We start from the raw sequence: 13,343 nt of genomic DNA on the forward strand, positions 1-13,343 counted from the left end.
AACCGGACAAAACAAGGATTCCGCACGAAAAACGAGGCGCAGGCCTGGGCCGATAAAACGCCGTATCCATACACCAACAAGACTGGATAGACCCCAACGCCGGCAAGGTGACAGTGGCAGAGGTGGCAGTATCGTGGCAGGATAACCTGTCTCGGCTTAAGCCTAAAACGCAGCATGACATGCTGGCAGTCTGGCGGAATCACGTTGAGCCCAAATGGGCGGCACGGCAAGTGGCAAACATTAAACCGTCCGAAGTGCAGGGCTGGGTATCTGGCATGGATAGGTCAGCGTCTCTAGTGCGTCAGGCTCATGCGGTGCTCGCGCAGATTCTTGACCTAGCCGTAATGGACAGGGCGATTCGAGAGAATCCGGCCCGCGGCGTGAAACTACCGCGTAAAGATCCAACCAAGAAGGTGTATCTTACAGCGCAACAGCTTGGACTGTTCGTTGATGAATGCACCCGATATAAAGAATTGGTGTGGCTACTCGGCACCGTGGGCCTTAGATGGGGTGAAGCCGCAGCGCTGCGTGTTAGGGATGTAAATGTGCTGCGAAATCGTATCAGCGTGGAGCGCAACGCTGTCACAGTCGGTAGTCAGGTCATCATCGGTACCCCTAAGACGCATGAGGTGCGTGAGGTTGCGGTGCCGGCGACCGTGATGCGGATGCTGGCACCTGTGATGGACGGCAAGGGCCCGGACGAGTTGTTGTGGCCGCGTCATGACGGCACACCGATGAAGCCACCGACGCATGGGAAGTGGTATTACAACGCTCTCAACCGCTGTATGGAGAAGTACCCTAGTTTCCCGCGAGTAACGCCACATGGGCTTAGGCACGTGGCAGCGGGGTTGATGGTGTCCGCTGGGGCGAATGTCAAGGCTATTCAGCGTCAGCTTGGGCATTCTTCGGCGGCGATGACGCTTGATGTTTATGCAGATCTCTTTGATGAAGATTTGGAGGCGGTGGGTAGTGCCGTGGAGGAAAAAATTTCGGGTGTCGTGGATTTGTCGTGCCTGGGGGCTTAATTTCAGTGTTTGTGCTGGTTAAATAGGGTTTAGGTGGCTGGTTCGAGCCCAGTTGGAGGAGCAGACTACTTCCCGCCCAGCCTCGCGCTGAGCGGGATTTCTCGTATGCGCGACACAGCTTGAGTTCAGGCCGGGGGTTCCGAAAATCGCGGTGGGGCAACCAGCACTGCGGGCAGCGAAAGGGGCCTAGCCTTTGAATGGCTAGGCCCCTTTCCTACTGCACTCTATGCGCTCGCTGCTGGCGCAGGAAGCGCTGAGCGAGCCTCAACGAGTAATTAGTCGTTGATGTAGAGGTACTGCTTGTTCACGAACTCGTCCAGCGCGAAGACGGAGAGCTCGCGGCCGAAGCCGGAGTTCTTGACGCCACCGAACGGCAGCACTGGGGAGAAGTACTGGCCCAGGTTGACGTGAATCATGCCGGTCTCGATCTGGTCAGCAACCTTGGTGGCGCGCTCGGTGTCATCGGAGAAGACGGCACCGCCCAGGCCGTAGTTGGAGTTGTTGGCCAGCTCTACGGCTTCCTTCTCGGAGGAAACCTTGTAGATCTCTGCTACTGGGCCGAAGAACTCTTCGTAGTAGGAGTCGGAACCAACGGGGACATCGGTAAGCACGGTCGGCTCGTAGTATGCGGCGGTCTCGTGCAGATTGCCGCCGGTGCGGACCTTAGCGCCGTTGTCCACAGCGTTCTTGACCTGCTTGTCCAAGTTCTCTGCTGCTTCGCGGGAGGACATTGGGTAGTACTGGTTCTCACCCGGCTGGGTTGGGTCAGCCTGCTTCATGCCCTCAGCAATGCGGACCATTTCATCGACGAACTCATCGTAGATGTCTTCCATGACGATGATGCGCTTGTTGGAGGTGCAAGCCTGGCCAACGTTCTCGATGCGCTTGACCCAAGCTTCCTCGGCAGCCTTGGTGACATCGGCTGCGTCCAGAATGATGTAGGGGTCGGTGCTGCCAAGCTCCAGCACAACCTTCTTCAGGTTGCGGCCGGCGATCTCAGCCACAGCGGCACCGGCGCGCTCGGAACCGGTCAGGGATACGCCCTGGACGCGCTTGTCCCCGATGATCTCTTCAATCTGCTTGTGGTCGGCGTATACGTTGATGTACACGCCCTCTGGCAGGCCAGCCTCGCGGAAGATCTCCTCGATGACTGCAGCGGACTTCGGGGTAATTTCGGCGTGCTTCAAGATGATGCAGTTGCCGTTCATCAGGTTCGGTCCGGCGAAGCGGGCGACCTGGTAGAAGGGGTAGTTCCACGGCATGATGCCCAGCAGGGTACCAATGGGCAGACGGCGCAGGGTGGCCTTGCCGCCTGGCACGTCAACCGGCTGGTCCTTGTTGTGCTCTGGGGCGTTGTCTGCGTAGAACTGCAGGATATCGCCGGAGAAGTTAATTTCCCACTCGCCTTCTGGGGTGGACTTACCCATCTCCTGTGCGGCAATCTTGGCCAGCTCGCCCTTGCGCTCCTTAAAAAGTTCCGCTGCACGGGACACAATCTTGGCGCGCTCCTCAATTGGGGTCTCGCGCCAGGTCTGGAAAGCCTCGTTGGACTTAGCCAGAGCCTCTTGGATCTGCTCATCGCTAAAGGTGTCGAATTTCTCTACTACTTCATTGGTAGCGGGGTTAGTTACCGCAAAATCCTTGGACATTATTGGATCCCTTTCTAAGTGGATTCTTGGAACTAATGTGGCGGCGAACACAATCTGTATGCGCCTGCCACAAGAGTACTTAAAGTTCTAGTGACGTGTCACCCATGAATGTGGGTAATTTGGTTTAGGAGGCCGCGACGACCGAGCCATCCTTCATCTTGATGCCCTCATCCTGCTTCATATAGGTGGCATCGCGGGTGAGCATCTGGCGCACCGCCTCCTCGTTCTTCTGGATTTCCGCCTCGAGCGCCTCCGAGTCTTGGCGGAGGAGGTCAAAGCGCTCCTGCACCAGCGGTGCCTCCATTTGCAGGATGGGGCGCATGACGGAATCGGCCACGCCGCAGGCATCGGCGATCTCATCGCCGTGAATGATGCGCACGTGCGCGGCGGTCCAGTCCGCTAGGGTGTCATCGGGCATGCCCGTGAGTTCCTTGGCGTTGACGACGAAGCCGTCCATGAGGGCATCGACAAGCTTGCGGGCCGATTCGTTGATCTCGCCGTCGACGGTGTGGATAGCATCCATGGTCTCCTGGGAGGCCTCTACCCCATCTTCGCCTTCGAAAAGGTCCGCGGAAATGCCCAGCATGCGCCCGGCAATCTTCCACAGGTAGAACGCGTCTTTTTCTTCTTCCGCGGTGAGCTTCCAGCCCATTTTGCGCAGGCCAGCGTACGGAATGTAGGTGAAATCGAACCAGGTACGCAGCATGTCGAACTCGCTGATCGGCGCGCCGTAGTGGGAGTAGTCCAGCTCCTTGCGGGTGTGCACGCGCCGCACGTGGGCGTGGATGGCGCGCACCATGCCGGTGTGAATGAAGCCCTCGCCGCCGGGCTGCAGCGCATCCGGCAGGTAGAGCGAATAGGTCCAGTTGGTGGTGTAGGCAAGGCGCTTGACGGCGCCATCGGTAAGCTCACCGGTGTTGACCAGCAGGTCCGCGATCGCCGGGGTGGAATAGGTGTGGACCAGCGAGCCCGGGCCCAACGCCAGGCCGTGGCTGAGCGGCGGGATGGACAGGTAGACGCGGCGGCCGCGCTCCAGCTTTTCGGCGTCGATGCCGTCAAGTGCCTTGGTCATGTCCTCAATAAGGGCGGCAACCTCGGGGAAGGTGTCCTCGTTGGCGGTGCCGCGGGCAAGGGCATCGCGCAGGTTAGGCATGATTTCCTTGACCGTGTGGCCGCTGGTAAAAAGCGCATCGGCCACCGGGTCCATCTTCCAAAAAGCCTCGTGGTAGCGGTCGGCGCGCTCTTGGCCAAAGGTGGCGATGAATTCATCCTTATCGCCGCGGCCGGCAGGCCACTCGCCGACGGTGCCTAGGGACATAGTGTTAGTCATGGTGTTCTCCTCTGAGAATGTTATGGGGGATGGGTTAGCTGCGGGCTTCTTTAGAGTCATCGTGCAGCGTGTAATCGGACTTGGTCTCGGGCTCGTTTTTCGCGATGTGTGCCTTGATCACCGCGGTGACATCGGACCATGGCGGCTTATTCTTATTGGCACGCTTTATCTTTGCCTTTTGCGCACCCGGCAGCTTGTCCCGCAGGCGGGCAACCTTGGCTTCTGCCCGCGCGGCACCCCGATACAGGACGGCCCACGGCTTGTAGTTCACCTTTTCCCAGCGCGTACCCTTAACCATGAATTTCGTATCTTCCACGCCGCAAATGGTGGTCAGCGCACCAAGCGCCATCTTGGGAACCAGCGGGTGGATGGTTTCTAGAATGCTCATCAAGGCAGTGGCCACGCGCTCGTGATAGGTGGAGGAATACCCGCCATTGGCGTAGATGAAATCCGTCATCTTGCGCATTTCATCGCCAGTCTTGGGGATGAGGCGCTCTTCGGCCCCCATCATATAAAGGATGTATCCCCAGTACTGGGCCACATCGTCCCAGTCCTGGCCGGAGTGGGGGCGGCCAAAGCGCTCGTCGATGGCCAGTGGCATCATCCCGAACCAGCCCTCACCGGAGACCAGGAAGCTGGAGCCAATTGGCCGGCCGAATTCGTTGTAGTGCTCCTTGCCCCACATCTTCTCCAAGCCGCGATTAGCTTGGGAATGCAGCAGGCGCACGCGCACGGCGGCCTTGCGGCCTTCACCGAAGCGGTCGAAGACGTCCTTCTTGCCCAAATCCGTGAAGAATTGCGCCGTTTCAATGGAGCGCTGCATGGCCTTGAACTCGAACATGCCGGTCTCGCCCGTGGCCGCCGATGTGCGGTCCTCCATCGTGGTGGCCCAGTATGCAAAGGCGATGGCCAGAACCTCTGAGGTGCGCGTGACGTTGTAGTAGGCCACGCGGCCGCGCTCTGCGGCCTCAAGATCCAGCCACTCCGGAATGCGGTCTACCTCTTTGAAGAAGTCCACCAGCTCCGGCGCGGGGTCTTCTACCGTCTCGATGCCGTGGTTGAGCGCCTGCTCGAACTTTGCGCGCGATTCCTTGGCACCATCGCGGCGGAAAGATTCTGCCAACGCGGCGCCCAGTTCATCGGTCTGCCACATGTGGTCATCGAGCAAACGAGTCTGCTGGGTGTCGTAGCCTTCCCACTCATCATGAACGGTGTGCCAGTGGTCAAAAATATTGTGGCGCAGGGTGGACCAGCCGGGCTTGTCCACGCGGCGCTTCGGCGCCGGGCGCAGGTCCATGCCATCGCGATAGAAGTAACGGAAATCCTCATAGGGATTATCGGACATGGGCAGAACCTTTGGTTCCGTCCGAGTATCAGTAGGAGCAGTCATGGGGAGTAAACAACCTTTCCAATCTTGGTGCCGCACCACACACATTTCCTGTTTATGTGGTGTAGTTCACCATTTAGCTGTGCCCGTAAGCCTATAGAGACTTTGCTCGCAACTGCAATGAATTTTGAATCCAATTTTCTGGGAAAGTTCTGGCCGCCAACGCCGCTACTACGCCCGCCTTCACAGCACCTATCCCCTCCTGCGTAAATACCAAAAATGGCCATCTTGGCAGATTTTGCAAGCCTTCTGCCTACTCACCCCATATAGGTGTACTAGGCGCACATCCGTCCGCTATGCGAACGCGTTTGTAACCTAGATCTCGCTACAGGCTGTACCATGACGTGCATTACATACAGTGGATTGGCACTGAACTACAGTCACGAAAGTGAGGTCTATTCACCCCTATGCCAAGTTCTCCTTCTCAACCCGCGCCCCAGCTTGCCGATGCCCCCTCCACCACCGCCACGGTGCACAATATCACCGCTGTAGCGGAAGACCTTGCGGTCATCGAGTTTTCACTGGACGGTGATGCGCAGCTCACGGATTACTCCCCCGGCTGCCACGTCGATATCACCCTCCCGGGAGCTAACGGTGAGATGCTTACCCGCCAGTACTCGGTTTTTGAGATGGCCGGTGCCTCTTCCCCTGCTGCTGGCCAACAGGAACGGCCAACGTATGGAGTCGCGGTAAAGCGGGAGAAAAACTCCACGGGTGGCTCGATTGCGATGCTCAAACTGCGCCGCGGGGATAGCTTTAAGATTTCGCAGGCATTCAATAACTTCGAGCTCGTGGCACACGCCGGCTACTACGTCCTAGTTGGTGCCGGCGTGGGCATTACCCCCATGCTCTCTATGGCCCAATCCCTCGAGCGCGAGAACAAGCCGTATATCGTGCTCTTTTTTGCGCGCGATAGCCACCACGCGGTGCTGCTCGAGCAATTGCGCGAGACCTGCGGCGATAAGCTCATCGAGGTCTTTGGCCGCCCGCGCGACAAACAGGCAGATATCTACCGGCACCTGCTGGGGCAGGCGCCAAAGGAGACAGCCTTTTATGTCTGCGGCCCACAAGGCTTTATGGATTCTGCGAAAAAAATCGCGCTCGACTACTTGCCCGAGCACGCCTTCCACTGGGAGAACTTCCACCCCGATCTCCAAGCGCTATCCGGTGAGAAAAACGCCGGGGCCGGCGACGGTCCGTTCGAGGTGGAATTTTGCGGCGAGACGGTAGAAATCCCAGAAAATAAAACGGTCCTAGAGGTCCTCGAGGATCTCGATCTGCCCGTAAAATCGCGCTGCTTGGAAGGCACGTGCAGCACCTGCCTGATGCGCGTGGTCGAGGGCGAACCAGATCACCGCGATTCCGTCTATGACGCGCAAATGTATGCCGAGGGCGCCTTCGCGCCGTGCGTCTCCCGCGCACTAAGCCCCAAGCTCACCTTGGAGCGCTGGCGGCAATAGCCCTCCGCTCCCTCCCACCCTGGCCGGGAGTGGGAGCGAAGGAGGAATAAAGGGGCATCGGCAAGCGCGGCACAGCCCTAAAGGGCGCGCACCATAATCACGCCGATAATGACCAAGACCAGGCCGATGATACGGTGGACCGGCGGCAGGCCGCGCTTGGCATTGCCCCAGCCCAGCGATTCAATGACCTGGCCGCAAATGATTGAGCCCACCAGCGAGCCGATGACCGTCGTGCCGGTGCCGATCATGGGCGACAGCGTCGCGCCGCCCACCACAAAGAGCGCGCCCAGCACACCGCCGAGCCACATCCACCAGGGACCTGGGGCGATGCCGCTCAAAAGGGCGCGGCGGGGCGCCTTCCAGCCTACGGTGAGCAGGGCCAACAGGATCACGCCGACGCCCAAGGAAATGACGCTGGCGGGCATGGGGCTGTGCAACGCGCCTCCCAGGTAGCCGTTAACGGCGGTTTGGGTGGCAGAGCCCATGCCGATGAGCACGCCGAAAACCCGCCACAGCCACAGCGAAATCCCGGTGGCTTGCGCGCGCGTGGTGGCAGCGCCCCGGCCAATTTCTAGCACCAAGGCGATGCCGCCCACCACGATGAGGGCGCCAAGGATGCGCAAGGGGCCGACGGGAACCAAGGGGGATTCAAAAAGGCCGGTCAGATCATAAATAAGGCCCATCGTCACCTGTCCCAGGATGGGCAGGATGACGGTTTCTACGCTGCCGATGCGCGGGAAGAGCAGGATATTTCCCACGATGAAGGCCACGCCCATAAAGCCGCCGAGCCACACCCACCACGGTTGCGCGGCCGCCAGCGCCAGGTCCGGTATCGCGTCACCGGTGACAATCAGCGCGAGGATTGCGGAGACGGCAAAGCCGATAATGAAGGAGAAGAACCCGGCGGCGATGGGTGAGCCCACGGACTCGCGCAGACGAGTATTAATGGCCGTTTGCGCCGGCACGATGGCGCCGACCAGCATGGCGGCAATAACCAACATTGTTTTTCCTTCCCCACACGTATGGGACTAAGCAAAGCCTGGAACCAGGCGTGACATAGAGATGTAATTGTAGAGCGTTAAAATGCAAAAGAGTGCAGGCCGGCAAAAGCGGAACCTGCACTCTCTCGCTAGAAGGAGCCGAGTTTAGTCATCCGTAGGGATGGAATCGGCACCTTCCAGCAGCTTTGCAACATAACCAGTATTGAACTCGCCGCTGCGGAACTTTTCGCTATCAAGCAGCATGGCCTGGAATGGCGCCGTGGTGACAACGCCTTCTACCTGCAGCTCATCGATGGCGCGCAGCATGCGGGTAATGGCCTCGTCACGGTCTTCTGCCCATACGATGAGCTTGCCCACCATGGAGTCATAGAACGGCGGGATGGTGTAGCCCGTTTCGATGTGGGTATCCATGCGCACACCGAAGCCACCTGGCACGCGGTAGTGCTCGATCTTGCCCGGCCGCGGAGCGAAGTTCTGGTTCGGATCCTCGGCGTTGATGCGGCACTCGATGGCGTGGCCACGAATCTCCACATCATCCTGGGTAATGGATAGCTTCTGCCCGGAGACAATGCGCAGCTGCTCCTTGATGAGGTCCACACCGGTGATCATCTCCGTAACCGGGTGCTCCACCTGGATGCGGGTGTTCATCTCGATGAAGTAGAACTTATCTTCGGTGTTATCGAAGACGAACTCGATGGTTCCGGCGTTCTTGTACTTCACCTCTTTACACAGGTTAATCGCGGCTTCCTGCATTTCCTGGCGCAGCTCATCAGTCAGCACCGGCGAAGGGCCTTCCTCAATGAGCTTCTGGTTGCGGCGCTGCGAGGTGCAGTCGCGCTCGCCCAGGGCGACAGCGTTTTCGCCATCGGCCAGCACCTGGATCTCAATGTGGCGGATATCCGTCAAGAAGCGCTCGATGTAGACCGACGGGTCATTGAACGCGGACTCTGCCTCGTTCATGATCTCATTAAGGTCCTTTTCCAGCGTGTCCTCGGATTCCACGACACGCATACCGCGTCCACCACCACCGGCGGCCGCCTTAATCAGCAGCGGGAAACCGGTGTTATGGGCAACCTCCAGGGCCTCGTCGAACTCGGTGACCACGCCGTCGGAGCCCGGCACGGTGGGAACACCGGCGGACTTGGCAATGCGCTTAGCCGCGATCTTGTCACCCATCAAGCCGATGTGCTCGGCCGAAGGGCCAACAAAGCCGATCTCTTCTTCTTCCACCATGCGGACAAAGTCCGGCTTTTCGGACAAGAAGCCGTAGCCCGGGTGAATGGCATCCGCCTTGTACGCCATGGCTGCGGAGATGACCAGCTCGGGGCTGTTGTAGCTCTTGGAAACATTCGCCGGGCCGATGCATACTGCTTGATCGGCGAGCTTTACCGGCAAGGAGTCCTTATCGCCTTCGGAATAAGTAAGGATGGACTTGATGCCCAATTCTTTGCAGGCGCGAATGATGCGAAGCGCAATCTCACCGCGGTTAGCAATGAGCACGCTACCTAATAGATCTGACATGTTTTCCTCCAGGTCGATTACTTCGGCTGGATGACCATGATGGGCTGGCCGTGCTCCACGGCGTCCTCATTATCAACGAGGATTTCCTTCACGGTGCCGGCAACCTTGGACTCGATGTTGTTCATCAGCTTCATAACCTCAACGATGCACAGCACCTGGCCAACCTCAACCTCGTCGCCGACCTTGACGAAGGGATCTGCGCCCGGCTTCGGAGCGGCGTAGAAGGTACCGACCATGGGAGCCTTCACGGTCTCGCCCTCTGCGGACGGCTGACCGGAACCGGAAGCCTTTGGCTCTTCCTTCGGTGCTTCCTCCTGTGCCGGAGCAGGCTTGGACTCTGGCTCAGCGGCTGGGGCCGGGGCCGAGGCGGCCTCCGGAGCTGCTTCCTGTGCTGGTGCGGTAGCTGGAGCTGCGGCCGGAGCGGCTTCCGGAGCCGGTGCCGGGCGGTTCAGGCCGCCTGGGGTGCGGGACATCGCGAGCTCGACGTCGCCGTACTTGATCTGCAGCTCTTGGATGTCATCAGAAAGGTTGGCCCACTTCAGCAGGGACTTCAGGTCGTGCAAGTTGGTGGAATCAGTCATGGTTACTTTTCTCCTTTGGTGAGGTTGATTTCCAAATCGGAAGTCTTGAGGTGGAAGTCGGTGGTATCGGAAGAGTCGTAGATTTGCTGTACCAGGGAGGTAAGGACGCCGCCCTTGACGCCTTCGCCCTCGCCGCCGCGGCCTTCAGCCACGAAGCGCTTCATCTCATCGACTTGGCTGCCGGCGAACATCACGCGCAGCAACAAGGTGTCGATATCCTCGTCCGGGTGAGCCTTCTTCAGGTCCGGCAGGACCGGCTTGAGCTCTGGGATTTCCTCCGTGATTTCGGAGGAACCGTTGGCCATGATCTTCTCCAGCACGTCTGGGTCCAGCGGGGCGAGTGGCTCGCCGTAGTAGCCCAAGGCGTACTTCTTAATCTCGTTCGGGACCACGGAGTAACGGTCACCGGTCATCACGTTCATGACGGCCTGGGTGCCCACGAACTGAGCGAACGGCGTAATCATGATGGGGTATGCGAGCTCTTCGCGCACGCGTGCGACCTCGTACAGCAGCTCTTCGAAGCGGTCACCCAACCCAGCGGTTTCCAGCTGGGATTCGAAGTTGGTAAGCATGCCGCCTGGCAGCTGGTGCATGTAGTGCAGGCCATCGAATGCGCGCGGAACGCCTACTGGCTTATCTTCCGTATCGGCGATTTCCTGAATGCGCTCGCTGGCGGAATCGATGCGCTCATCGTCAACGTCCACCGTGTAGCCCAGTGCGCGAAGGTCGCGCACCACGGCCTGGGTGGCTGGTTGTCCCGGGCCATTGGCCAGCGGGGCGATGGAGGTGTGGATAGAATCCACGCCCAATTCCGCTGCGTAGAGGTAGGTCAGCGGGGACAGTCCGGTCAGCGAGTGGGTGTGTACCTCGAGCGGTACGTCACCGATGGAGCTGCGGATCGCCGGGATGAGGGTCTTCAAACGGTCCGGAGTAAGCAGGCCGCCGGCGTCTTTTAGCATGATGCGGTCCACATCGGTGCGCTCGAGCAGCTCCGTGGCCTTCCGCTTGTACAAGTCATCGGTGTGCACCGGGCTCAAGCAGTAGGACAATGCGCCGAAGGTTTCAGCTCCGAGTTCCTTGGCCAGCTTGAGGCCCTGGTCGATGTTGTCGATGTCATTCAAGCCATCGAAGGAGCCGATCACACGGAAGCCATTGGCGTAGAGTCGCTCGGTCCAGTTCAAGATGGCATCATCCGGCAGGAAGTCGAAGGAAGCCAGGTTCTTGGAGCGAATCAGGGCGCGGAACTTGGTGCCCGGCGCGGCGTTCTCGTGGACGAGGCGAACGCGCTCCCACGGGTCTTCCTTGAGGTAGCGCACGGATACGTCGAACTGGATGGGCGCGACCAAGTCCACGTGCTCGAAGCCAGCGTTGGTGATGTCATCCAACAGCGACAGGATGTGGCTCGTGGTCATGCGGGTGGCCCAGATACTCTGGTGCGCATCACGCAGGGTGGTATCGATGATGTTGATCTTGCGCTCGCTATCGGCCGGGCGTCCGCCCGCGGCCATGATTTCGGCGAGGCCTTCTGTGCTTAGTTCCTCGGGACTAAGAGCAGTCATAAATCCCTCCTTAGGGTGTGGCTCCGGAAAGACTCGGTTGGTTCACAGTGACGGGTCACTTTGGTGGTTCAAGACTCTTCGAAAACCTTCCGTGTCGTGGCTCACACGCTACACCACACCTAAATTTTCAGCGCCGGAATTCTGGCCAAAAATGACCTTTTCCTGCGAATTCCAAGCTCGTTACGGCAAAGAATTTATACAAATACCCCTATACGGGGTCACAGTGCGCACTGTAGTTCACCTAGCGAACAGCGAATTTTTATGGACCTTTCCCCCGAAAAGTGGTGGACGACATGCAGTTTCTAGCCAGTAACTAAATCTGCCCCAGCCGCGCTGCGCTTCTCGTGGCTTACATCGCGGCCTAAGCGAAGTGTGATGTGCGTAATATCTTCCTCAATATTTCGGACCCATACCTAGGAGGAACAATGACTTCTACCGCCCCGCCGAGCCCCACGCCCACTAAGTCATCGGGCGCGACAAAAACGGACCGCAAATCCCTCGCAGCCAGCCTGACCGGCCAGGTCCTGGAATGGTACGAGTGGAGCTCCTATGCGGTCTTCGCCCCGTTCATCGCCGCGGCGATGTTCGACAAGGGCGATACCGCCTCCGCACTGCTTGCCACCTTCGGTGTCTTCGCCGTCGGCTTCTTGGTCCGCCCGCTGGGCGGCATCATCTTTGGCCGCATCGCCGACCAGCGCGGCCGCAAAACCGTCTTGATGACCACCATCATCATGATGGCTAGCGCCTCGGTCCTCATCGGTTTGCTGCCCACCTACGAATCCATTGGCATCTGGGCTTCTGTCGGCCTGCTCTTCATCCGCGTGCTGCAAGGCTTTGCACACGGTGGTGAATCCGCAGCCGCCAATAGCTACATCCCTGAGATCGCCCCGAACGCCCACCGCGGCCGCTGGGGTTCTATGGTCTATGTCTCCATCTTCGGCGGCTCGGTCATCGCCTACGTCTTGGGCGGCGGCATTTCGCTGGTCCTGACGGACGAGCAGATTGGTGCTTGGGGCTGGCGCATTCCGTTCCTCTTGGGTGCCGTAGCTGCGCTGATCGCGTTGTACCTGCGCCGCCACATGAAGGAATCCGATCACTTCCAGGAAATCGATAGCGCCGAGCCCACCGTTGAGGCCCCGAAGCGCCCCAAGAAGTCCGTGAATTCGCAAAAGCCTGCCTCGGTTGTTCGCCCGGCATGGCAGAATATCTTGCTCGTCGTGGGTATGGTCTCCGGTGTTACGGCCGCGCACTACACATGGACCTCCTATGTTTCCACCTACGCCATTAGCCACGAAGGCATGTCCACCCAGGGCGCATATTGGGTCACCGTGGCCGCACAGACCGCCGGTCTCATTGCCCTACCGCTATGGGGCAGCCTGTCCGATAAAATCGGCCGCAAGCCCGTCATTTATATCTGCGCCATTGGTCTAGCCGTTCTGCAGATTCCACTGATGAACTTCATCGATGATCGCCCCTGGACCCTGCTGGTGGCCTCCACCGTCGGCGTGGTCATCGTCGCCGCCGGCGGCGCCCTGTTGTCCTCCATCATGTCCGAGGTCTTCCCCACCGCTCAGCGCACCCGCAGCATCGGCCTGGCCTACTCGCTGTCCGTCGCCGTCTTTGGTGGTACCGCACCGTATATTTACCAGTGGTTCGTAACCCACGGCCTTACTTGGGCTTCTGGCTTCTACGTCGTCGCACTGTGCATACTCACGCTTGTCAGCATGTACATCCTGCCTGAAACCAAGGGCGTGGACCTGCGCGATGTCTAATCCACCCACGTAACGCTAAATCGCCGCTTCCCAGTCTTTCCCGGGAAGCGGCGATTTT

The 13,343-nt window shown here is 59.2% G+C and carries 10 protein-coding genes and 1 pseudogene; 4 read left to right on the plus strand and 7 right to left on the minus strand.

Annotated features, from left to right (window positions below; translation table 11 throughout):
• Positions 1-21 precede the first annotated feature (21 nt).
• Together CACC_RS08565 and CACC_RS08570 are read left to right on the plus strand one after the other, a co-directional pair.
• Positions 22-90 (plus strand): annotated as a pseudogene (locus tag CACC_RS08565) (hypothetical protein); the annotation flags it as partial.
• Between the two features lie 23 nt (positions 91-113).
• Positions 114-1,025 (plus strand): tyrosine-type recombinase/integrase, encoded by a 912-nt coding sequence (locus CACC_RS08570; protein WP_005278143.1) that lies wholly within the window; start codon positions 114-116, stop codon positions 1,023-1,025.
• Between the two features lie 275 nt (positions 1,026-1,300).
• On the opposite strand, the gene CACC_RS08575 is transcribed toward CACC_RS08570, so the two are convergent.
• From CACC_RS08575 to CACC_RS08585, 3 genes are all read right to left on the minus strand, one after another.
• The gene (locus CACC_RS08575) at positions 1,301-2,674 is read right to left on the minus strand and encodes an NAD-dependent succinate-semialdehyde dehydrogenase (RefSeq protein ID WP_005278141.1); all 1,374 of its coding nucleotides are present in this window, start codon (positions 2,672-2,674) and stop codon (positions 1,301-1,303) included.
• Between the two features lie 124 nt (positions 2,675-2,798).
• A complete protein-coding gene (locus CACC_RS08580) occupies positions 2,799-4,004 on the minus strand; it encodes an oxygenase MpaB family protein (protein WP_005278135.1) in 1,206 nt (401 codons plus the stop codon).
• Positions 4,005-4,038: 34 nt separating this feature from the next.
• Complete coding sequence (locus CACC_RS08585; protein WP_155802707.1) at positions 4,039-5,394, minus strand: oxygenase MpaB family protein; 1,356 nt, start codon at positions 5,392-5,394, stop codon at positions 4,039-4,041.
• Positions 5,395-5,798: 404 nt separating this feature from the next.
• Here CACC_RS08585 and CACC_RS08590 point away from each other — a divergent pair, with 404 nt between their 5' ends.
• On the plus strand, positions 5,799-6,851 hold the full coding sequence (locus CACC_RS08590) for a PDR/VanB family oxidoreductase (protein ID WP_005278133.1): 1,053 nt from the start codon (positions 5,799-5,801) through the stop codon (positions 6,849-6,851).
• 77 nt (positions 6,852-6,928) lie between these two features.
• On the opposite strand, the gene CACC_RS08595 is transcribed toward CACC_RS08590, so the two are convergent.
• The 4 genes from CACC_RS08595 to CACC_RS08610 form a co-directional block, all read right to left on the minus strand.
• Positions 6,929-7,852 (minus strand): DMT family transporter, encoded by a 924-nt coding sequence (locus CACC_RS08595; RefSeq protein WP_005278132.1) that lies wholly within the window; start codon positions 7,850-7,852, stop codon positions 6,929-6,931.
• Between the two features lie 144 nt (positions 7,853-7,996).
• Complete coding sequence (gene accC, locus CACC_RS08600) at positions 7,997-9,373, minus strand: acetyl-CoA carboxylase biotin carboxylase subunit (protein WP_005278131.1); 1,377 nt, start codon at positions 9,371-9,373, stop codon at positions 7,997-7,999.
• 17 nt (positions 9,374-9,390) lie between these two features.
• Positions 9,391-9,954 carry an acetyl-CoA carboxylase biotin carboxyl carrier protein gene (gene accB / locus CACC_RS08605; RefSeq protein ID WP_005278130.1) on the minus strand — a complete coding sequence of 188 codons (564 nt, stop codon included), beginning with the start codon at positions 9,952-9,954 and terminating at the stop codon, positions 9,391-9,393.
• A 2-nt stretch (positions 9,955-9,956) separates the two neighbouring features.
• Entirely contained in the window at positions 9,957-11,513 is a 1,557-nt protein-coding gene (locus tag CACC_RS08610) for a pyruvate carboxylase (protein WP_005278129.1), read from the minus strand.
• Positions 11,514-11,938: 425 nt separating this feature from the next.
• Here CACC_RS08610 and CACC_RS08615 point away from each other — a divergent pair, with 425 nt between their 5' ends.
• Positions 11,939-13,285, plus strand: a complete 1,347-nt coding sequence (locus CACC_RS08615; protein ID WP_035108421.1) for an MFS transporter — start codon at positions 11,939-11,941, stop codon at positions 13,283-13,285.
• Positions 13,286-13,343 lie beyond the last annotated feature (58 nt).

The sequence above is a fragment of the Corynebacterium accolens genome (assembly GCF_023520795.1).
Lineage (GTDB): Bacteria > Actinomycetota > Actinomycetes > Mycobacteriales > Mycobacteriaceae > Corynebacterium > Corynebacterium accolens.